This is a genomic window from Burkholderia sp. YIM B11467 (assembly GCF_052952715.1).
In genome coordinates this window covers 626,819-648,062 of record NZ_JBQVSQ010000002.1, presented here as the reverse complement: position 1 = coordinate 648,062, position 21,244 = coordinate 626,819, and the positions used below count along the sequence as shown (strand labels likewise).

The window sequence follows — 21,244 nt, the reverse complement described above, 5'->3', positions numbered from 1 at the left end:
CTGCGCATCGATATATACAGTCAAACTGTACAGTTTTTCTGTATATGGACTATCATCGCGTCATGAACACGCCATCCTCGTCCCCCGAAACGCTCCCCCTGGCCGGTCTCGCCGGCGAACTCCGCATCTCGGTCGGCAAGCTGATGCGGCGGATGCGGGAGCAGACCCGCCCGAACGACCTCACGTCTTCCCAGAGATCGGTGTTGCTGCGGCTCGACCGCGACGGTCCCGCGACCGTGTCGGCGCTTGCCCGCGCCGAAAGCGTGCGCCCGCAGTCGATGCGCGTGACGGTGGCGGCGCTGGAAACGATGGGCGCCGTCAGCGGCGCGCCCGATCCGACCGACGGCCGGCAGACGCTGATCGCGCTCACGCCCGGTTTCCGCAAGGTGCTGCAGGCCAACCGCGCGGCCAAGGACGACTGGCTGTTCCGCGCGCTGCACGCGCAGTTGTCGGCGCGGGAACAGGCCGAACTCGCGTCGGCGGTGAAGCTGCTGCAGCGGCTCGCGGAATTCCAGGAATCGGCCCGCCCGTAACCCCATCGACCCGCCCGGCGGGAGGAAAACCAGAACATGAACCTGCTCCATCTCGTGTCGTACTTCTTCGGCGGCGCGTTTCTCGCGAACGCCGTGCCGCATCTCGTCAGCGGGCTGCGCGGCGAGCCGTTCCAGACGCCGTTCGCGAATCCGCCCGGCCGAGGGCTGTCGTCGTCGACCGTCAATGTCGTGTGGGGCATGGTCAATCTCGTGATCGGCTATGCGCTGGTCCGCCGAGTCGGCGAGTTCGACCTGAACGCGACGGCCGACGCGGCCGCGCTCGGCCTGGGCATTCTTGCGCTCGGCCTGTTCCTGGCACGACGCTTCGGCGCGCTGCACGGCGGCAACGATCCGGAACGGGAGCGGCCATGAGCGTGCCGGCGGCAGGCGTGTTCCGTTCGCTTCGGAGTTTCAACTACCGCGTGTGGGCGATCGGCGCGCTGGTATCGAACATCGGCACGTGGATCCAGCGCACCGCGCAGGACTGGCTCGTGCTCACGCAGCTCACGCATCACGACGCATCGGCGGTCGGCACGGTGATGGCGCTGCAGTTCGGGCCGCAGCTCCTGCTGTTGCCGTGGACCGGCTACGCGGCCGACCGCTTCGACCAGCGCAAGCTGCTGATGGTGACGCAGGGGCTGATGGGCGTGCTGGCGCTGGTGCTCGGCGCGCTGACGGTCACCGGCGTCGTGCAGCTCGAGCATGTGTACATCTTCGCGTTCCTGTTCGGCTGCGCAGCGGCGTTCGACGCGCCCGTGCGGCAGACCTTCGTCGCGGAACTGGTCGGCGACCGGGAACTGGCGAACGCGGTCGCGCTCAATTCGACGTCGTTCAACGCGGCGCGGATGATCGGCCCGGCGGCGGCCGGGTTCCTGATCGCGTCGATCGGCACCGGCTGGGCGTTCCTCGCCAACGGGCTCAGCTTCTTCGCGGTGCTGGCGTCGTTGTCGCTGCTCCGGGAGGACGAACTGCGCGCGAATGTACGGGCGGGCCGCTCGCGCAGCGGGCTGCTCGACGGGTTCCGTTATGTGTGGCGGCGCGATGACCTGAAGGCAATCCTCGTGATGCTGTTCCTGATCGGCACGTTCGGGCTCAATTTCCAGCTGTTCATCTCGACGATGGCGGCCAGCGTGTTCCACGTCGATGCGCGCGGCTTCGGTGTCCTGTCGTCGATGATGGCGGTCGGCACCGTGACGGGCGCGCTGCTCGCGGCCCGCCGCGAACAGCCGCGGTTCCGGCATCTGTGGTTCGGCGCGGCGCTGTTCGGGCTCGGCTGCACGCTCGCCGCGCTGGCGCCGAGCTACTGGCTGTTTGCCGCCGCGCTCGTGCTGACCGGGATCGCCGCGATCACCTTCATGAACTCGACCAACAGCCTGATGCAGCTATCCACCGAGCCGGCGATGCGCGGCCGCGTGATGGCGCTGCGCCTCGCGGTCGCGCTCGGCGGCACGCCGATCGGCGCGCCGGTGGCGGGCTGGGTCGCGAACCATCTCGGCCCGCGCTGGGCGCTCGGTGTCGGCGCGGCGTCCGGCTTTGCGGCCGCGCTCGTCGCGACGCATTTCGTGAAGCGCAGCCGGGCCAGGCTGCGCGCAGGCGGCGCGGCTGACCAGGGCGAACGCGTGTGACGTAAAAGGGCGCCGCCGCGCCCGTCCGTTATGCGATGCCGCCCGGCGCACCGCAGGGAACCAGATTCCCCACGTGCGCTGCCTACGCCGCAGGCCGGGCCGCCGCATGCGCGGCTTCCAGGCACGACTGGAACAGCAGCGCGGCCCGCGACGGCCGTGGCGAGCGCCGCAGCAGGCTCACGAACCGGCACCGGTAATTGAACCGGTGCGGCGCGATCGGCTGCATCAGCCCCTTGGTTTCGAAACTTTCCGCGTAATGGTCGGGCAGGAAGCCGAGATAACGACCGGACAGGATCAGCGTCGCGATCGACTCCTGGTCCGACGCGGTCGCGCTGCGCGTGAGCTTCGCGCGATGGCTCAGTTCCATGTTCGGCGAATGGAAGCCGAGCCCCGCGAACGCGTGGTTGCGAATCGTCGTCCACGTGAGCTTGCTGTGCGGCGCGTCGTAGAGCGGATGCTGGCGGCCGCAGTACAGCAGCATCCGTTCATCGAACAGTTCCGAATACACGAGGCTGCCCGAATTGCGGTGCGCGGGAATGATCCCGACCTGGTAGCTGCCGTCGATGATCCCGCGCTCGACCTCGTTGATCGATGCGACGTGCAGGTTCAGCGCGACGTCCGGCGCCTCGTCGGCGAACTGGCGTATCGCGTCGCCGAGGCGCGCGTTTGCGTTGGTGGCCGTCTTGTCGAACACCGCGATGTGCAATTCTCCGCCCATCCGGTCGTGAATGCCGTCGATCCTGCTGCGAAATGCCTCCATCGACGCGAGCAGCCGCAACGTCTCCTCGTACACCGTCTGCCCCTCGGCCGTCAGCGTGAAGCCCGCGCGGCCGCGCCGGCACAGCACGAGGCCGAGGCGCGTTTCCAGATCCTTCACGTGCCGGCTGATCGTCGAGATGCCGATATTCAGTTCCAGTTCGGCCGCCGCCATCCCGCCGCACTGCACGACGCCCTTGAAGACTCGCAGCAGGCGGAGATCCATGTCGCTGAGCTGCCCGAGCAGCGCGCGGCTCTTCGGTTGCTTTGATTGCATAGTTGCGCAAGTGAACATTGATATTGCGATATTGAAGAGACTAATTGGCCTCCCGACAATGCGCAACATCATCACAAGAAGGAGGGGCGCGCCGCGCCGACCGACATGACCGACATCACCACCGCCGCGCAGCAGGACGACACGACCATCCGCACCGACGCCGCATGGCTCGACGCGCACTGGATGCCGTTCACGGCCAACCGCCAGTTCAAGGCCGACCCGCGCATGATCGTGTCGGGTCAGGGCGCGTATTACACGGATGGCGAAGGCCGCAAGATCTTCGACGGGCTGTCGGGCCTCTGGTGCACGGGCCTCGGTCACGGCCGCACGGAAATCGTCGAGGCCGTGAGCCGCCAGGTCGCGCAGCTCGACTACGCGCCGGCGTTCCAGTTCGGCCATCCGAAGTCGTTCGAACTCGCGAACAAGATCAAGGACCTGACGCCGGCCGGCCTCGACTACGTGTTCTTCACGGGTTCGGGTTCGGAAGCGGCCGACACGTCGCTGAAGCTGGCCCGCGCCTACTGGCGCGCGAAGGGCAAGGGCACGAAGACGCGCCTGATCGGCCGCGAGAAGGGCTACCACGGCGTGAACTTCGGCGGCATCTCGGTCGGCGGCATCGGGCCGAACCGCAAGCTGTTCGGCCAGGGCCTCGACGCCGATTTCCTGCCGCACACGCAGCTCGCCGAGAACAAGTTCTCGCGCGGGATGCCCGAGCACGGCGCCGAGCTGGCCGACCGCCTGCTCGATCTGATCGCGCTGCACGATGCATCGAACATCGCGGCCGTGATCGTCGAGCCGTTCTCCGGCTCGGCCGGCGTGGTCGTGCCGCCGAAGGGTTATCTGAAGCGTCTGCGCGACATCTGTACCGCGCACGACATCCTGCTGATCTTCGATGAAGTCATCACGGGCTTCGGCCGTGCCGGCGCGATGACGGGCGCCGACGCGTTCGGCGTGACGCCGGACATCATGAACTTCGCGAAGCAGGTGACGAACGGCGTGCAGCCGCTCGGCGGCGTGATCGCGACCAAGGAAATCTACGACACGTTCATGGCGGCAGGCGGCCCCGAGTACATGCTCGAGTTCCCGCACGGCTACACGTATTCGGCGCATCCGGTGGCATGCGCGGCCGGCGTCGCGGCGCTCGACCTGCTGGTGAAGGAAGACGCGGTGGGCCGCGTGCGCGAGCTCGCGCCGCATTTCGAGGCGGCCGTGCACGGCCTGAAAGGCCAGCGTCACATCACGGACATCCGCAACTACGGCCTCGCGGCCGGCCTGACGATCGCGGCGCTGCCGGGCGAACCGGCACGGCGCCCGTACGAGATCGCGATGCGCTGCTGGGCGAAGGGCTTCTACGTGCGCTACGGCGGCGACACGATCCAGCTCGCGCCGCCGTTCATCGCCGAGAAGCGCGAGATCGACAACCTGATCAACGCGCTGTCCGACGCACTGAACGAAGTGGACTGAGCCACGGCTCGCCCCAAGCGACAACCGAATTCACGAAAGAGCCTGAACGATGAAACACGACAGCAATGTGACTTCCACCCTCGGCCACCTGATCGACGGCAAGCGCGTCGACGGCGGCAGCCGCGTCCAGCCGGTGTTCGACCCGGCCACCGGCGAATCGGACAAGAGCGTCGCGCTCGCCGACAAGCTGACCGTCGAAGCCGCGATCGCGTCCGCGCAGGCCGCGTTCCCGGCGTGGCGCAACACGCCGCCGCTGAAGCGCGCACGCGTGATGAGCCGCTTCAAGACGCTGCTCGAGGAGCACGCCGACGAACTGTGCGCGCTGATCACGGCCGAGCACGGCAAGGTGCTCGCCGATGCGATGGGCGAACTGCAGCGCGGGATCGAGAACGTCGAATACGCGACCTACGTGCCCGAGCTGCTGAAGGGCGAGCACAGCAAGAACGTCGGCCCCGCGATCGATTCGTGGAGCGAGTTCCAGGCGCTTGGCGTCGTCGCCGGCATCACGCCGTTCAACTTCCCGGTGATGGTGCCGCTGTGGATGTGGCCGATGGCCGTCGCGTGCGGCAACACGTTCGTGCTGAAGCCGTCCGAGCGCACGCCGTCGTCGACGCTGCGCATGGCCGAGCTCGCGGTCGAGGCCGGCCTGCCGCCGGGCGTGCTGAACGTCGTGAACGGCGACAAGGAAGCAGTCGACACGATCCTGACCGATTCGCGCGTGAAGGCCGTGAGCTTCGTCGGCTCGACGCCGATCGCCGAATACATCTACTCGACCGGCTGCGCGCACGGCAAGCGCGTGCAGGCGCTCGGCGGCGCGAAGAACTTCGCGGTCGTGATGCCGGATGCCGACATCGGCAACGCGGTGAACGCGCTGATGGGCGCTGCATACGGCTCGTGCGGCGAGCGCTGCATGGCGATTCCGCTGGTCGTCGCGATCGGCGACGAGACGGGCGACAAGGTCGTCGCCGGCCTGAAGGCCGAGATCGAGAAGATGAAGGTCGGCCCCGGCAACGGCGCGGGCGTCGACATGGGCCCGCTCGTCACGCAACAGCATTTCGAGAAGGTGACGGGTTTCGTCGAAGCGGGTGTGGCAGCGGGCGCGACGCTCGTCGTCGACGGCCGCGGCGTGAAGGTCGACGGCCACGACGGCGGTTACTACCTCGGCCCGTGCCTGTTCGACAACGTGAAGCCCGGCATGCCGATCTATCAGCACGAGATCTTCGGGCCCGTGCTCGGCGTGATCCGGCTGAAGTCGCTCGACGAGGCGATGGCGCTGATCGACGCGCACGAATACGGCAACGGCACGTGCCTGTTCACGCGCGACGGCGAGGCCGCACGCTACTTCAGCGACAACATCCAGATCGGCATGGTCGGCATCAACGTGCCGCTGCCGGTGCCGGTTGCGTACCACTCGTTCGGCGGCTGGAAGCGTTCGCTGTTCGGCGACCTGCACGCGTACGGCCCGGACGCCGTGCGCTTCTACACGAAGCGCAAGACGATCACGCAGCGCTGGCCGTCGGCCGGCGTGCGCGAAGGGACGGTGTTCAGCTTCCCGTCGAACCGCTGACGCGCATTTCGGCTGCAACGCAGCTGGCGTAACGGCGCAAAGGCCCGCCCCGATCGACGATCCGGGCGGGCTTTGTTACGTCCGCGCCGATTGTGCGGAAGTCGGCGGAAGAACGCTTACGGCGTGGCCACGTGCCACATGTCCTTGAAGTTGTCGCCGTTACGGTCGCCCTGTTTCATGTCCTTCGAGAAGAAGTACAGCGGCTTGCCCTTGTACGCCCATTGCGGGCTGCCGTCGTCACGCTTGACGATCGTGTAGGGCCCGGCCGGAACGTCGGTCGCGCTGGCCTTGTACGGCGGCCAGAACGATTCGCACTGGCCCGAGCAGGCGCTGGTGCCGGCGTTGGGCTTGTCATGGTCGAATACGTAGACGGTCATTCCGTTCGCGGCGACGAGCGCGCCGTTTTCGACTTTCGTGATCGAGCCTTGGGCCGAGGCTGAAGCAGATGCAATGGCAAGCAGGGCGGAACTGACGAACAACACGGCTTTCATGTGTGCCTCCTGGTAGTCCGGTGGGCGGCCGCGGTCGCGCGCACGGGCGAGCGTGCGCCAGGATCGCGATGAATGGTGCCGGAACGCGGTGCCGTCGCCGCCGGCGCGAGCGACGCAGGGTCGGATGGCGGCAAACGGGGCGCTACATTCACGATAGGCGGTTTTTGGCGGGGCTGCGAGTAGAACGGGGTGCGTATCGGCCGGGTGCAGGTGTCGCGCAACGGCGCAGCGAAGGCCGTCGCGATTCCGGATTCGGCATCCGTCCCCGAGCCCGGCCGGCGCGCAGATCAACGCGTCAGCGCCGCGCGCGATTGGTCAGCGCGACGCCCGCGATCACGAGTGCGCCGCCGGCCAGCATCGACGGCGACAGCGGTTCGCCGAGCAGCGCGACCGACAGCAGCACGCCGAACACCGGCACCAGATTGGTGAACACGGCGGCGCGGGCCGGCCCGAGTTCGCGAATTCCCTGCGAATACCAGACGAACGCGACCACCGTGCCGATGGCACCGAGGTAGATCATCGACGCGACGGCCTGCCACGTCAGCGGCGTGCCGCTGCTCGCGTGCGAGCCGAACAGGTGCGCGACGAGCAGCAATCCAAGACCCCACAGCGCCGCATACGTCGTGGCCGCCAGCGGCGACAGCCCGTCGAGCGCGCGCCGGCCGATCACGGTATAGGCGGCCCAGCTCAATACCGCGCACAGCATGTAGCGCTCGCCGGCGCCGAACGTGTTGCCGAGATCGGTCAGCACGCGCAGCAATTCGCCGCGGCTGATCACGATCAGCGCGCCGAACAGTGCGACGGCGATGCCGGCCCAGCGCGACAGCGACAGGCGTTCGCGCACGACGACCGACAGCAACACGGCGGTGGCGACCGGATTCAGCGCGACGAACAGCGCGGTGCGACCGGCCGGCATCCGCGCGAGCGCCGCGAAAAAGCACACGTTGTACAGAAAGATGCCGGTCGCGCCGAGTCCGAAGGTCGTCGCGATCTGGCGGCCGCTCAGCTTCGGCAGCCCGCCTTCGATCTTCCACGTCAGCACGACCAGCAGCAGCGCGGCGATCGCGAAGCGGCCGGTGGCCGCCGAGGTCGCGGACATCGTGGCAGCCAGGATCCGGCCCGCGATGAACGTCCCGCCCCAGAACAGCGCGACGAGCGTGAGCTTCACGTAGATGGCCGCGTTCGGCCGGTTGGCGACGATGCCGGCGGGTGGGGCGGGAGCGTTCATGAGACGGGGTTTCTCGAAAGGCGCCTGCGGCAACGCGTGCGCGACCGTGCGCGGCTGACGATGCCGAACCGCGCGCTGGCTGGCCTGCAGGCTGATTCAGGGGATAGATGGTCGGGTGCCGGTGCGGCGCCGTCAGCGAAACGCGGGGGCCGACGCGAGCGCTGTCAGCACGACCGGCATCGCGAGGGCCGCCGCGATCGTCTGGAACGCGGTGATGCCGGCCATCAGCGGTGCATCGCCACCGAGCTGGCGCGCCATGATGTACGACGCCGACGAGGTCGGCAGCGCCTGGAACAGCAGCGCGACGGTCAGTGCCGCATCGCCGAGCCCGAACAGGCGGCCGGCCGCGAGCGTGATGAGCGGCATCGCCAGGAACTTGAATGCCGACGCGACGCAGACCGGCTGCAGCCACGCGCGGGCCGCATCGAATTTCAGCGCGGCGCCCACACACAGCAGGCCGAGCGGCATCGATGCGGCGCCGAGCGCGCGCACGGCCGGTTCGACCGCGGCCGGGAACGCGACGCCGCCGGCCTGCATCGCGATCCCGAGCGCGCATGCGACGACCAGCGGATTCGACAGGATCTGCCGCGCAAGCGCCGCCGCACCGAGCCGCGTGTCGCCGTAGCGCGCGAAGACCAGCACGCACATCAGGTTGACGGTCGGGACGATCGCCGCGACGCACACGGCCGCGAGCGCGATGCCTTGCGCGCCGAACAGCCCGGCCGCCAGCGCGGTGCCGACATAGTTGTTGAAGCGCACGGCGCCCTGGAACACCGACGTGAAGCCGGCGCCGTCGACCCGGACGAACCGGCGGACCAGCAGAAGAAGCGCCGCGGCGAGCGCGGTCGAACCGACCAGCGCTGCCGCGAGCGGTAAAACGGGCAACGATTGCAGCCGCGCGTTCGCGAGGCCGTCCGCGAACAGTGCGGGCAGCAGCACGTAGTAGCAAAGCCGCTCGGCCTGCGGCCAGAACGCTTCGGCGATGAAGCCCGTGCGGCGCAGGCCATGTCCGAATGCGACCAGCAGCGCGACCGGCGCCAGCGCGAGCAGGATCGGGCCGATCATCGGCGCACCTTCACGCGGGCCGGGCGGAACGCGCGGAGCGGCCGGCAGGCAGTGCGGCTAATCGAGGCGGGAATCCATCCGACGGGCAACATGGCGACACGCAATCGAAAGAGTAACGATGCCGCCAAGTTAACACGCGCAAGCAACAGGAATAATTGTTAATTATCGGGTGTTCAATGAGAAATTCTCATCGATGACGCGGTGACTTCGGCGGCCAGTGCACGCGCGAAACGCTCCGCCGGACGCGACTGATGTTCGAGCAGCACGACCGCGCGTCCCATCTGCGGCTGGCCGAACGGCAAGCGCGTGACGGGCGGCAGGCGCGCGAGCGTCGCATCGGGGAGCGCGACGATCGCCGCACCGAGCCCGCGCGCCACCATGCGCGCGATCGTTTCCGCGCTGTCCAGCACCATCTCCTCGCGTACGCGCACGCCGATGCGGCGCAGTTCGGCGGCGATCATGCGGCCGGCCCAGGCCTGCGCGTCGAAGCGGATGAACGGCAGCGCGTCGAGCAGCGTGCCCGCGTCGCGTTCCGCATAGTCAGGCGGTGCCAGCAGCCAGAAGCGATCCTCGTACAGCGTGGTCCACGTCAGTTCGGCCGGATGCGGGCGCACGGGGCGCGTCGTGATGGCCGCATCGAGTTCGCCGGCCGCGACGCGGTTCGCCAGCTCGGCCGACATGCCGGCGGACACGTGCACGCGCAGCGACGGATGCGCATCACGCAACGCGAGCAGCGCGTCGGGCAACGGGCCGGACAGCGCGGTCTGGATCGCGCCGATCCGCAGGCGGCCGACGAGCTTCTTCTCGTCGCTGAGCGCATCGGGAATCCGGTCGACCATCGCGAGCACCTGCTCGGCCTGCGCGAGCAGGATGTTGCCGGCCTCGGTCAGCACCGGCTGACGGCGCGAACGGTCGAACAACTGCACGTTGTATTCGCTTTCGAGCGTCTTGATCTGCAGGCTCACCGCCGATTGCGTGAGCCCGATGGCTTCGCCGGCGCGCGCGAAGGTCCGGTATCGGGCGATCGCGACCAGCGTTCTGAATGCGCGTAGTGACATGGACGAAGTGACGTGGGAAGCCGGACGGGCAACGGACGGCAGGCAGGCGAATTGTTCGCGCCCATCATGCCCGTGCGGGTCGAAACGGGCAACCGAAGCGAGTAGTACAAGTAACGGCGGGGCAGGTTCAGCGACACGGCAGGCGCTGTGCCGATCCGCGTGCGCTTCGACTATCGATGAAGGTCAGGACGACGCTTCGGAACCCGGCCGCCGCCGTGTCACACCCACAGCCGATACATCCAGAACGATTCGTCGTCGATGAAGCGCTGCGTGAATTCGCTCGGCGAGAAGCCCGTGATGCGCTTGACCTCACGGCTCAGGTGCGCCTGGTCGGCGAATCCTTCGTCCAGCGCCAGTGTGGCCCAGTTGAACGCGGCACCGGCTTCGAACCGGTCGCGTGCCGCAAAAAACGCACTTTCGGTCCTGACGAGCGCCTGCCATTCGCGCAGCGATCGGCCGCTGTAGGTCTTGATGCGCCGTTCGACCTGACGCGGGCTGTGTGTACCGCGCCATTCGCGCGCCTGCAGCGCGAGGCGCTCGACCCAGCTGCGTCCCGCGTTGCGCAGCGACGACAGCGGCGTCGCGGGCCGCAGCGCCTGCCAGCGCGGCGCGAGATGGCGGTCGATGGCCGCCAGCACGTCGGCGTCGCGATCCGCGCCGATCAGTGCATCGAGCAGCGGATGCCAGTCGTGGCCGAGGCACGCGTGTGCGTCGAGCACGCGGTCGTGGATATCCGGCAGCGCGATGCCGAACAGCGTCCGCGCCGCATCGGCGGTGAAACAGATCATGCCGATCAGCCCGCCCGTCGGCGCCCACGCGACGGTGGGGGCCGAATGGCTGCCCGACAGCGTCGCCGCCGCGCCGAACGGGCGCCACTGCGGGCCATCGGCCGTGCGTTCGACGAAGCCGGCGTCGAGATCGCGGTACCACGATACGCAGACGAGCGGCGTGGCCGGAAAGTGCGAGAGTCGCTGCGCGTCGCTCAACGCGAAGCCGCGCGTGTCGTACAGGACGATCGCGACCACCGCGCCCTGCAGCGCGGCCGGTGCGGGATGCAGCCGCGCATGCGGCGACCGCCCGCCGCTCGCGACACGAGGTGCGCGCGCAAGCGGATCGGGGCATGACAGCGGGATCGATGGCGGTCCGGAGAACATGACGCCGGAGTATAGGGACCGTCCGGATGCGTGTCGATGTCGTTTGCGTTCAAGACCGCCGGCTCGCCGCTGCGGACAATCCGTCGCATGAACACACGAACCTCTTCCCAATGTCCATTCCATGCGGGCACCGCTGCGCCGGCGCCCGTGCTTCACCCGCCCGGCGTATGGCCGCCGGGGCCGCGCGCCGGCCTGACAGGGTGGGGGCTGCTGCGCGCGATGTCGCGCGACCTGATCGGCACGCTGGCCGGCTGGCAGCGTGCGTACGGCGACGTCGTGCACTTGCGCGTGTGGCCCGAGCACGCGGTGGTCGTGACCGATCCGGCGCTCGTGCGCGAGCTGCTGGTCACGCAACACGATGCGCTCGGGCGCTGGGAGCGCGCGATCCGCGTATTCGGGCAGGTGCACGGCCACAGCGTGCTGGTCGCCGAGGGCGATGCGTGGCGCGACAAGCGGCATGCGCTGCAACCGAACTTCATGCCGAAGCCGGTTCAGGCGTTCGTTCCGGCGATTGCGTCGACGGCCGGTCATGCGCTCGCGCAGTGGCCCGCACGCGATCCGGACTGGCCGATCGAAAGCGCGCTGACGTCGCTGGCGATGGACGTGATCATGCGCACGATGTTCTCCGAAACGATCGGCGACGATGCGCGTGCGGCCGAGGAGGCGGTGCGCGTGGTGAGCGCGGCGGCCAACGCCGCGTTCTACGTGCCGGCAAGCACGCCGGACTGGGTGCCGTGGAAGCGCGCCAAGGTGCGGGCGATGGCGGTGCTGAACGAGCTGATCGACCGGCAACTGCATGTGCGCCTCGACCGGCCCGAGCATACGTGGCCCGACGATCTGCTGTCGCGCCTGTTGCGGCTGCATCGGACGGATGCGCGGAAATGGCCGCTGCAGGCCGTGCACGACGAATGCGTGACCGCGTTCCTGGCCGGCCACGAGACGACGGCCGGCGCGCTGACCTGGTGGGCATGGTGCATGGCCACGAATCCGGCGATGCAAGCCGCCGCGCGCGACGAGGTGTCCCGCGTGCTGGGCGGTCGCGCGCCGTCCGCCGAGACGCGTTCTTCGTTGCGCTACCTGACGCAGACGCTCGACGAAACGCTGCGGCTGTATCCGTCCGCGCCGATCCTGATCAGCCGGCGCGCCGCGCGGCCGATCACGCTGGGCGCATGGCAGTTTCCCGCGCGCACGCTGTTCATGCTGCCGCTGCAGCTGATGCAGCGCGATCCGCGATGGTTTCCGGAGCCCGATGCGTTTCGTCCGGAGCGCTTCGCCGACGATGCGCCGGCGCTGCCGCGCGGTGCGTACATGCCGTTCGGTACCGGCCCGCGCGTGTGCCTCGGGCAGCATCTGGCGATGACGGAGATGACGGTTGTGGCCGCAATGATCCTGCAGCGTTATGTGTTGTCGGTGCCGCCCGGCATGACGCCGCCGCGCGAGGTGCTGAACGTGACGCTGCGGCCGGAGCGGGCGTTGCATCTGGCGATCGCGCCGACGGGGCTGACGGCCGATACGGTCTCCGCGTGATGGAGGCATGAGCGGTCGATTCGACCCGGCCTGCATCGCGCGGGCGATGGCCGTTTGCGCGACGCGGTGTCATCGAATCGTCGGAATGTGAATGCGTGCCGGCAACTGCTTGCGGCGCCGCTGGCGCGGCGTCGCGCAGCACCTATGCTTGAAGGGCCCAAGCCGGGCGGAGCCTAAGGAGGATGGTCATGCGCATGCTTCTCAACATACGAATCCCTCACGAGCCGTTCAACACGCTGGTGCGCGACGGCAGCGTCGGCGACGTGATCTCGCGAATACTCGAAGCGGTCAAGCCGGAGGCCGTGTATTTCACGGAGCAGAACGGCGGGCGCGGGGCGGTCGTGATCGTCAATCTGGATGACCCGTCGCAGATCCCGGCGCTCGCGGAGCCGTGGTTCCTGATGTTGAATGCAGACTGCGAGTTCCGCGTGGTGATGCTGCCGGACGATCTCCGGAACGCCGGGCTCGCGCAACTCGGCACGAAGTGGCGGTAGCAGGACGCTGCGCATGACCGTGCCCCTGCCCGAGAACCGGGCGGGCGGCATGGCGCGGCGTTCGCGCGCCGGCTATGGCGCAGTCTGTGACGGCTCGACGTTTGCCGCTTGCCTGTCTTTCGGCCGCAGCAGCAACAGCAGGCCGCTCAGCGCTGCCGCACCCACGAAAATGAAAAAACACCGTTCGTTCCACGCGGTCAGGCTATCGGGCGCAACGCCGCCGGCACTCCCGGCCGTGGCGCCGGCTTCCAGCAGGAACGTGAAGACCGCCGGCACCGGCGCGGAACCCAGGTAGGCGAGGAACGCGAACTGCAGCCGGCCGCGCGTCAGGATCGACCAGACATCTTTTCCCATCAGGCAGGCGGCCAGCACCAGCGGTGGCACGAGCACGATCGATGCGGCGCTGATGGCGCACAGAAGCAACCAGCCAAGTCCGACGAGCGGAATGAGCGACATGAATCGGGATTCCTGTTTCCGGGCAGTCTCGTTGTCGACGGATCATCCGTATGTGATTCAACGGATGACCACGGGATGCGGCGATTCACGGATATTGCACGAATCCGCACGCGTTGCCATCCGTCTTTATCGATGTGTCGATGCGCTCATCCCGCCGCGTCTTCCCCGAGCGCCTGGATGAATCGCGAAAACAGCTCGGGCTGCGACGAGATTCCAAGCTTCGCGTAAAGATGCCGCCGGTGCACCTTCACCGTTTCCGGTGAAATCGCGAGCCGCTCGGCAATCGCCTTCGACGAATTGCCGCGCAGCACCATTCTCGCGATCGACATCTCGCGATCGGTCAGTACACCCGCACCGAAGCGTGCGAGCGCCTGCTCGACGCGTGCGCCGAGATCGGCGTCGGGCGTCACGCGCGCGGTGTCGCCCACCAGCCGCCAGTGCTGCCGGATCGTCGCGAGCACCCACGGCATCGCGGCCGTCAGCTTGCCGAGCGGCTCGACGTCGAAGCGCGCGGCCGCGCCGAGCGACAGCGACAGCAGCGTGTCGGGGGTCGGCCGCACCAGGATCTGGATCTCGTCGTCGCCGACCGCATCGCGGAAGTAGCTGAGGAAATACTCGCTCTGCCGGAACAGGTCGGGCGCGACTTCCTCGAGCCGGTAACAGCCGTCGGCGAGCCCGTCGTGCGCGGCCTGCAGGAACGGGTCGAGCAGATATAACCCGTTCAGGTAAAGCGGCACCGGCGATGCGGTGTCGGTGCCGCCCGTGTCGTATTCGTCGAGCACGAGCGGCACGCCGTCGCGGCCGACCGCGGTCGCGAGCGCATTGTCGAATGGCGCCATTTCATTGAGCAGCAGCACCAGGAACCGCCAGAAACGCGGCTGGCCGAGATGATCGATTGCGCGGCCAAGCGCCTGGTGCATCGCGATTTCGGAAAAGAGACGATCCATACCACCACCGGAAAGGCGTAACACGAAGGGGGAATAGCGGTCCTGAAATTGGCTTCCTAGACTGCCACGCAATCAGTCGGGCCCGAGTATGGGCGTTCAAAAAAGTGCAGCACAGGAGAACGAAATGGCGATGATGTCGGAATCGACGGGCACGCTGCAAGCGGCGCCTGCAACGGAAGACGCGCCGCGCGCGCTGTCGCAGACGCTCAGCGTGCGCGATGCGGTGATGATCACCGTGTCGGGCGTGACGCCCGCAAGCTCGATCTTCGTGATCGCGCCGTTTGCGATCCAGCAGGCCGGCAGCGGCGCCGTGCTGTCGTTCCTGCTCGGCGGCGTGCTCGCGCTCGCGTTCGCGCTCTGCTATGCGGAGCTCAGCGCCGCGCACCGCAGCGCGGGCGGCGAGTACGTGATGGCCAAGCGCGTGTTCGGCACGCTGCCGGGCTACCTGACCTTCATCACGGTGCTGTCGGTCAGCGTGTTCATCCCGGCCGTGCTCGCGAGCGGTGCCGCGCCTTACCTGAACAACGCACTCGGCACGCATTTCAGCAACCAGTCGGTCGCGCTGACGATCGTGCTGCTCAGCTACCTGCTCGGCATGCTGAACATCAAGACCAACGCATGGATCACCGGCGCGTTCCTGGTCGTCGAGATCGGCGTGCTGATGCTGATCGCGGGGCTCGGTTTCGGCGCGCTGCATCGCGGCGCCGACGTGTTGATCGCGCCGGTCGTCGCGAGCGGCAACGCGCTCGTCCCGGCGACGCTCGCAGCGATCGTGCCCGCGATCGGCACGGCGATCTTCTGCTACAACGGCTTCGGCTCCGCCGCCTATCTTGCCGAAGACCTGCGCGGCGGCAACCGCAACGTCGCGAAGGCGGTGATCTATTCGCTGCTCGTGATCCTCGTCGTCGAACTGGTTCCGCTCACCGCGATCGTGCTCGGCGCGCCGTCGCTGACCGAACTCACGAAGAGTACCGACCCGATCGGTTATGTCGTGCGTTCGCTCAGCAACCCGGCCGTGTCGCGCGTGGTCAGCGCCGGGATCTTCCTGTCGGTGTTCAATGCGATCATCGCAATCGTGATCACGATGGGTCGCCTGCTGTACAGCAGCGGCCGGCACGCGCTCTGGTCGCGCACCTGCAACCGTGCATTCTCGACGATCCATCCGCGCCTGGAATCGCCGTGGCTCGCGACGATCGCGCTCGCGGTGCCGTCGGCGGGGCTCGTGTTCGTGTCGAGCCTGGACGAGCTGACCGCGTTCACGGTCGACCTGCTGCTGCTGATCTATCTGGTCGTCGGGCTGGCCGCGCTCGCGAGCCGGTTCGTGCGCCGCGACGTCGAACATCACTACCGGATGCCGCTGTGGCCCGTGACGCCGCTCGTCGCGGTGGCGGGCGCCGCGTACACGCTCTACACGACGCTGGCGACGGCGACGAAGCCGACCGACCTGATCATCATTGCGGGGCTGCTGGTCGCCGCGCTCGTGATGTATGTCGTCTGGGCGCGCCACAGCGAAGCATTCCGCGCGCTCTGAACGAAGGATCGACACCTTGCAGCACCGAAACACCGAACCATTGAAAGACTGGAGGAACTGCATCATGCGCACGAGGGATCTCGGCATTCGCATCGGACTCGGCACACCGGGCCGCTTCAACGCGATCACGGACGTTCCGGGCGTGCGGGTCGGACATTGCACGCTGAACGTCGAGAACGGCGACGCATCGATTCGCACCGGCGTCACCGTCATCGAGCCGCGCGCGGGCGCCGCGCACGATTCGCCGTGCTTCGCGGGCGTGCACGTGCTGAACGGCAATGGCGACGCGACAGGGCTCGAATGGATCCGCGAGGCGGGCCTGCTGACGACGCCGATCGCCTATACGAACACGCACAGCGTCGGCGCGGTGCGCGACGCGCTCGTTGCGAACGAGCGTGAAGCGGCGGCCGGCCGCGTGTACTGGTGCATGCCGGTCGTGATGGAAACCTACGACGGGCTGCTGAACGACATCTGGGGGCAGCACGTAAACGCCGCGCACGTGCAGCGTGCGCTGGCCGCCGCGCAGTCGGGGCCGGTCGCCGAAGGCGGCGTGGGCGGCGGCACCGGCATGATCTGCCACGAGTTCAAGGGCGGCATCGGCACCGCGTCGCGCGTGGTCGCGGCCGACGCGGGCGGCTGGACCGTCGGCGCGCTCGTGCAGGCGAACTACGGCGTGCGCGACATGTTGCGCGTGGCCGGCTACCCGGTCGGCGAAGTGCTGCGGCATGTGCATTCGCCATTCCGCGCGCCCGACGCGGCAGGCGAGGCCGGCATGGGTTCGATCGTCGTCACGATCGCGACCGACGCGCCGCTGCTGCCGCACCAGTGCACGCGTCTCGCGCAGCGCGCAAGCGTCGGGCTCGCGCGCGTCGGCGGCGGCACGGAGGATTCGAGCGGCGACATCTTCCTTGCGTTCGCAACGGGCAATGACGGCCTGCCGGCGGCGAACTACGGCAGCAAGGGCGCACCGACCACCGGCGTGAAGATGGTCAACAATGACCATATTTCCGCGCTGTTCGTCGCGGCGGCGGAAGCGGTGGAGGAAGCGATCGTGAATGCGCTGGTCGCGGGTGGCAACGTCGAGTCGCGCGGGGCGCGGGTCGAAGGGCTCGGGCCGGCGCGCTTGCTGGACGCGTTGCGGGAAGTGGGCTGGCGGCCGGGGCGTGGCGCCTGAAACGGCAAGCGCCGCTTCAAATGAAGCGGCGTGAGGCGGGGCGGCGATGCGGCGATCGACCGGCACGCCGCCCGCCCGCGGAGTCGATGCGGGCGATGCGGACCTGGCCGTGACGGCGCGGCGTCATGCTCAGCTGCCGAAGTAGATGTTGCAGAAGCTGACGGGGCCGACACAGGTGTTCGGGTCTTCCTGCTTCGATTGCGCACGATCGACGCGGCCGGCGGCCTTGACGGCTTCGGTGCGGTTCGCCTGTTGCTGTGCGACGTCTGCCGGTGCCGGCTGCGCGTGGGCGACAGCAGCGGTGAGCGACAGGGCAACGAGGGCGAGGTGCAGCGGCTTCATTTTGGTTTCTCCTGGGTGGATGCCAGTCTCGCTGGCAGTGAGGAAACTATAGGCTCGCACTGCTTAAAGATTAATCACCGCGGCTGTAGAGCTTATTTCCAATCGGAACAAGGATCCCGTTGCGCGCGCACCGATGTTCAGTACCGGTGCCGGTTGAAGGGCGCGTCCTTGTCCAGCAGCGCGCTGCGCATGAAGTGCAGGCAGCCGACGATCCGTTGCATGCTTCGGCGCGCGTCGGGCACCGCGTACCACGCCTGCAGCGTGTGCTGCGCCGCGCGGATCGCGAGATTCACCGATTTCAGCGTGCGCGCGTGATGGCCGGGTGTCGGATCGTCGAAGAAGCGCGGCAGTTCGTCCAGCACCGCATCGATCGAACCGGTCCAGCGCAGCGTCTGCGGCGGTTTCGATGCGCAGAACGCGTGCAGTTCGTCGCGCAGGTCGATGACCGCGTGGCCGACCTCGAGCGTCGACAGCATCCAGCGCAACGCGTCGCGATGCTGCCGCGTGCGCCGCACGAGCAGCATGCGCAACTGCGCCATCAGGTCGTGCGTGCTCGACTGGAAGCGCTGCGCGAGGCCGTCCGGCGCGCCTTCGCACGCAAGCGTGACCTGGCGGCGCAGGTCGTGCGCGATCCGGCCCGTGAGCCACGGCATGTGGGTGGGGAACACGACGGCGAACACCAGCGAGCACGCGAGCATCGCGACGACGATCGCCAGCCCGTTGTTGATCAGCACCTCGGGCGTATACGCGATCGCGTTGTCGGGGCCCGCGAGCAGGCAGAAGAACACCGCGAAGCCGATCCCGTAGCCGGACAGGCCCGGCCGCATCGCCAGAAACGCGCCGAGGCCCAGCACCGGCGCGAGCATCGCGCACAGCAGCGGGAAGCCGTCGATGTTCGGATACACGTAGCACAGGAACAGGTAACCGACAGCGGTCGCGAATGCCGCGCCGACGCCCATCTGCGCGACGAACTTCGGCGCGCGCGGCGACGTCGAGCTGAGCGCGCAAGCGATCGCGGTGGCGATCACCGCGAGCGAGCCGCTCGGCCACTCCGACGCGATCCAGAACGCGCTCATCGCACCGACGGCGACGACGGTGCGCAGGAACGCGAAGCCGACGAAGAACGAGTTGGTCTTCACCGCGTAATGCGTGACCGAGCGCTCGAACGCGTGATCGTCCTGGTCGAGCGACGCGTAGGTATCGGCGTAGCCGAGATATTCGCCGATGAAGCGGTACAGCAGCTCGATCGCCGTATCGAAGTCGAGCAGCCCGCCGGCCGCATGGTCCTCGAGGTTCCGCCGCGACGCACGCGCGGCCTTCGGCAGCGCACTGTGAAAGCGGCGCAGTTCGAGCAGCGCGCCAGTGGCCGGCGCGTTGCCGCGCTGTCGCTCGTCGCGCAGCGCGGCGAACCGCAGCGCGAGTGCGTCGACGTGCGGCGCGAGCGCGTCGAGCACCGCGTCCGAGCCATTCGCACGTAGGCGCTTGACGAGCTGGTGCAGCGCATGCAACCGCGTACATGCGTTCATGAACTCGCTGTTCAGCCGTGCGAGCCGGCGGCTGCGCGCGCGGATGTGCGGATCCTCGAACGACGCGAATGCGCGGTTGGCCTCGAAGCCGACGATATCGTCGACGAAATCGGCGAAGCGCCGCTCGAAATCGCCGCGTGCGACGTCGCCTGCGAGCGCGCCGGCCGTGAAGGCCGCGAACGTCGTGTGGCGCGCACTCAGCGAGCGCATCAGCGCCTTCGCGGAGCTGAGCGGCAGAATCAGCGCGCTGACCGCGCCCGAGCACGCGATGCCCAGCGCGACTTCCGCGGCGCGCGTGAGTGCGGACTGGAACAGCGTCTGCGGCGTCATCACCGCCGGCAAGCCGATCAGCGCGGCCGTGTAGCCGGCGAGCACGAAACCGTACCAACGGAAGTGGCGGTTGCGCACCGCGAGCGCGATGCAGCCGCCGATCCACAGCGTGAGGCCAGCCATGTACAGCTCGGGCTGCTGCGCGAACAACCCGCCGAGCGCGAGCGCGGCGACGAGGCCGGCCGCCGTGCCGAGCACGCGGTAGAAGCTCTTCGCGAACACCATCCCCGACAACGGCTGCATCAGCACGAACACGGTCGTCATCGCCGTGCGCGGCTGCGACATCTCGAGACGCATCGCGATGCCCATCGCCAGCAGCGCTGCCAGCACGGTTTTCGCGAGGTGCAGCCAGATCAGCCCGTCGCTGGCGGCCCAGTCGCGCGCCGCGTCGCCGAGCGGATCGAGCCATGCCCTCCATCGTGCCGGTTCGATGGAAGGTCGCTCGATCGCAGGTTGTGGCTTCATGAAAAGAGGGGGCCCGTGCGGCGCCCGGCACGGTGCCGCGGCCTGTCCGAACGGGTCCGTTCGACTGGTGAGGCGCCGATTGTAGGAGTGCGGCGCCGTCGTATTAACGCAGCTGCGGGGAAACGATAGTTGCAGCCGACGTAACAATCTGTCGCATCCCGTGGAGGAAAATAGCGGCTCCGCTACAGGTTGCTCACAGGAATGGATACGCTACAAAACATGCGGGTGTTTACGCGCGTCGTCGAGACGGGCAGCTTCACCGCCGCCGCGCAATCGCTGAATTCGACGACGGGCGCGATGTCGCGCGCGGTGTCGGAACTCGAGGCGCGCCTGCGCACCCGTCTGATGAATCGCTCGACGCGCCGCCTCGCGCTCACGTCGGCCGGCGAAAGTTATCTGCGGCGCTGCCGCCAGATCCTCGCCGACGTCGACCGCGCGGAAGAGGAGGCGAGCTGCGCGCACGAGCGCCCGGCCGGTGTGCTGCGCATGCACAGCTTCGCGAGTGTCGGTCATCACTATGTGTTGCCCGCGCTGACGCGTTATCACGCGCAGTTCCCGGACGTGTCGATCGAGCTGTCGCTGTCGCAGCGCATGCCCGACCTGTTCGACGGCACGAGCGACATGGCCGTCGTGGCCGCGTCGTCGCTGCCCGATTCGGAACTCGTGTCGCACCTGCTCGGCTCGACGTTCAGCATCCTGTGCGCGTCGCCCGACTATCTGAAACGGCACGGCGTGCCGGCCCGTCCGCAGGATCTCGCCGCGCATGCGTGCCTGACGCTTAGCACGCCGGCGTTCCCGACGCACGAGTGGGTGCTCGAAGGGCCCGAAGGCGTCGAGCAGATCCATGTCGCCGGGCCGGTCCAGACCAATACGGCCGAATCGCTCGCACTCGCGATCCGCGACGGCATCGGGATCGGCATGCTGCCGCTGTACTCGGCGATCGACGCGCTGCACGACGGCACGCTCGTGCGCGTGCTGCCCGCGCATATCCTGCAGAAGATGAACGTGTATGCGCTGTATCCGTCGCGCCGCTTCGTCGACGCGAAGGTGCGGACCTGGGTCGAGATGCTGCGTGCGCAGGTGCCGGGGATGATCGCGCGCGACGTCGAGATGCTGAGCGCGATCGACCGCGAACCGCAGGCCGCCTGACGCACGTCGGCGCGTTGCCGCACCAACGATTTCTTCTTCTAGAAAAGGCGACTCGCGCCTCGCTCGCGGCACATCATTCACGCGG

Annotated in this window: 20 protein-coding genes; 10 read left to right on the top strand and 10 right to left on the bottom strand. The window is 68.1% G+C overall.

Annotated elements, in window-relative coordinates:
• Positions 1-44: 44 nt before the first annotated feature.
• The 3 genes from ACTRWB_RS10070 to ACTRWB_RS10060 are packed head-to-tail and all read left to right on the top strand — an operon-like array spanning position 45 to position 2,158.
• On the top strand, positions 45-533 hold the full coding sequence (locus tag ACTRWB_RS10070; protein ID WP_446901784.1) for a MarR family winged helix-turn-helix transcriptional regulator: 489 nt from the start codon (positions 45-47) through the stop codon (positions 531-533).
• Positions 534-569: 36 nt separating this feature from the next.
• Positions 570-905, top strand: a complete 336-nt coding sequence (locus tag ACTRWB_RS10065; protein ID WP_129514811.1) for a hypothetical protein — start codon at positions 570-572, stop codon at positions 903-905.
• Positions 902-2,158: an MFS transporter gene (locus tag ACTRWB_RS10060; protein ID WP_446901783.1), complete on the top strand. Its 1,257-nt coding sequence runs from the start codon at positions 902-904 to the stop codon at positions 2,156-2,158. The genes ACTRWB_RS10065 and ACTRWB_RS10060 overlap by 4 nt, the downstream gene beginning before the upstream one ends.
• Before the next feature lie 82 nt (positions 2,159-2,240).
• Here ACTRWB_RS10060 and ACTRWB_RS10055 read toward each other — a convergent pair whose 3' ends face one another.
• On the bottom strand, positions 2,241-3,191 hold the full coding sequence (locus ACTRWB_RS10055; RefSeq protein WP_446901782.1) for a LysR family transcriptional regulator: 951 nt from the start codon (positions 3,189-3,191) through the stop codon (positions 2,241-2,243).
• Positions 3,192-3,296: 105 nt separating this feature from the next.
• Between ACTRWB_RS10055 and ACTRWB_RS10050 the strand changes: the two genes are divergently transcribed.
• Both ACTRWB_RS10050 and ACTRWB_RS10045 read left to right on the top strand, forming a co-directional pair.
• On the top strand, positions 3,297-4,655 hold the full coding sequence (locus ACTRWB_RS10050; protein WP_446901781.1) for an aminotransferase class III-fold pyridoxal phosphate-dependent enzyme: 1,359 nt from the start codon (positions 3,297-3,299) through the stop codon (positions 4,653-4,655).
• Between the two features lie 49 nt (positions 4,656-4,704).
• Positions 4,705-6,222 (top strand): CoA-acylating methylmalonate-semialdehyde dehydrogenase, encoded by a 1,518-nt coding sequence (locus ACTRWB_RS10045; RefSeq protein WP_343493813.1) that lies wholly within the window; start codon positions 4,705-4,707, stop codon positions 6,220-6,222.
• Between the two features lie 116 nt (positions 6,223-6,338).
• On the opposite strand, the gene ACTRWB_RS10040 is transcribed toward ACTRWB_RS10045, so the two are convergent.
• The 5 genes from ACTRWB_RS10040 to ACTRWB_RS10020 form a co-directional block, all read right to left on the bottom strand.
• Positions 6,339-6,713 carry a COG4315 family predicted lipoprotein gene (locus ACTRWB_RS10040; RefSeq protein ID WP_446901780.1) on the bottom strand — a complete coding sequence of 125 codons (375 nt, stop codon included), beginning with the start codon at positions 6,711-6,713 and terminating at the stop codon, positions 6,339-6,341.
• Positions 6,714-7,008: 295 nt separating this feature from the next.
• A complete protein-coding gene (locus ACTRWB_RS10035) occupies positions 7,009-7,941 on the bottom strand; it encodes a DMT family transporter (protein WP_446901779.1) in 933 nt (310 codons plus the stop codon).
• 132 nt (positions 7,942-8,073) lie between these two features.
• The gene (locus tag ACTRWB_RS10030; RefSeq protein WP_446901778.1) at positions 8,074-9,006 is read right to left on the bottom strand and encodes an AEC family transporter; all 933 of its coding nucleotides are present in this window, start codon (positions 9,004-9,006) and stop codon (positions 8,074-8,076) included.
• A 173-nt stretch (positions 9,007-9,179) separates the two neighbouring features.
• On the bottom strand, positions 9,180-10,064 hold the full coding sequence (locus ACTRWB_RS10025) for a LysR family transcriptional regulator (protein ID WP_412024616.1): 885 nt from the start codon (positions 10,062-10,064) through the stop codon (positions 9,180-9,182).
• A 218-nt stretch (positions 10,065-10,282) separates the two neighbouring features.
• Positions 10,283-11,218, bottom strand: coding sequence for a helix-turn-helix domain-containing protein (locus ACTRWB_RS10020; RefSeq protein WP_446901777.1), 936 nt, complete (start codon positions 11,216-11,218; stop codon positions 10,283-10,285).
• 87 nt (positions 11,219-11,305) lie between these two features.
• On the opposite strand from ACTRWB_RS10020, the gene ACTRWB_RS10015 reads away from it, so the two are divergent.
• Both ACTRWB_RS10015 and ACTRWB_RS10010 read left to right on the top strand, forming a co-directional pair.
• On the top strand, positions 11,306-12,745 hold the full coding sequence (locus tag ACTRWB_RS10015; RefSeq protein ID WP_446901776.1) for a cytochrome P450: 1,440 nt from the start codon (positions 11,306-11,308) through the stop codon (positions 12,743-12,745).
• A gap of 188 nt (positions 12,746-12,933) precedes the next feature.
• Entirely contained in the window at positions 12,934-13,239 is a 306-nt protein-coding gene (locus ACTRWB_RS10010) for a panthothenate synthetase (protein WP_129514821.1), read from the top strand.
• A gap of 72 nt (positions 13,240-13,311) precedes the next feature.
• On the opposite strand, the gene ACTRWB_RS10005 is transcribed toward ACTRWB_RS10010, so the two are convergent.
• Positions 13,312-13,695, bottom strand: a complete 384-nt coding sequence (locus ACTRWB_RS10005; RefSeq protein WP_446901775.1) for a hypothetical protein — start codon at positions 13,693-13,695, stop codon at positions 13,312-13,314.
• Positions 13,696-13,841: 146 nt separating this feature from the next.
• Positions 13,842-14,642 (bottom strand): helix-turn-helix transcriptional regulator, encoded by an 801-nt coding sequence (locus ACTRWB_RS10000; RefSeq protein ID WP_343493820.1) that lies wholly within the window; start codon positions 14,640-14,642, stop codon positions 13,842-13,844.
• Positions 14,643-14,766: 124 nt separating this feature from the next.
• Here ACTRWB_RS10000 and ACTRWB_RS09995 point away from each other — a divergent pair, with 124 nt between their 5' ends.
• Both ACTRWB_RS09995 and ACTRWB_RS09990 read left to right on the top strand, forming a co-directional pair.
• Complete coding sequence (locus tag ACTRWB_RS09995; protein WP_446901774.1) at positions 14,767-16,173, top strand: APC family permease; 1,407 nt, start codon at positions 14,767-14,769, stop codon at positions 16,171-16,173.
• A 64-nt stretch (positions 16,174-16,237) separates the two neighbouring features.
• Positions 16,238-17,347, top strand: coding sequence for a P1 family peptidase (locus ACTRWB_RS09990; protein WP_446901773.1), 1,110 nt, complete (start codon positions 16,238-16,240; stop codon positions 17,345-17,347).
• Positions 17,348-17,476: 129 nt separating this feature from the next.
• Here the strand turns inward: ACTRWB_RS09990 and ACTRWB_RS09985 are convergent, their stop codons facing one another.
• On the bottom strand, positions 17,477-17,689 hold the full coding sequence (locus ACTRWB_RS09985; RefSeq protein WP_446901772.1) for a hypothetical protein: 213 nt from the start codon (positions 17,687-17,689) through the stop codon (positions 17,477-17,479).
• A 137-nt stretch (positions 17,690-17,826) separates the two neighbouring features.
• Complete coding sequence (locus tag ACTRWB_RS09980) at positions 17,827-20,010, bottom strand: FUSC family protein (RefSeq protein ID WP_446901771.1); 2,184 nt, start codon at positions 20,008-20,010, stop codon at positions 17,827-17,829.
• A 201-nt stretch (positions 20,011-20,211) separates the two neighbouring features.
• Here ACTRWB_RS09980 and ACTRWB_RS09975 point away from each other — a divergent pair, with 201 nt between their 5' ends.
• Positions 20,212-21,159, top strand: coding sequence for a LysR family transcriptional regulator (locus tag ACTRWB_RS09975; RefSeq protein WP_446901770.1), 948 nt, complete (start codon positions 20,212-20,214; stop codon positions 21,157-21,159).
• Positions 21,160-21,244 lie beyond the last annotated feature (85 nt).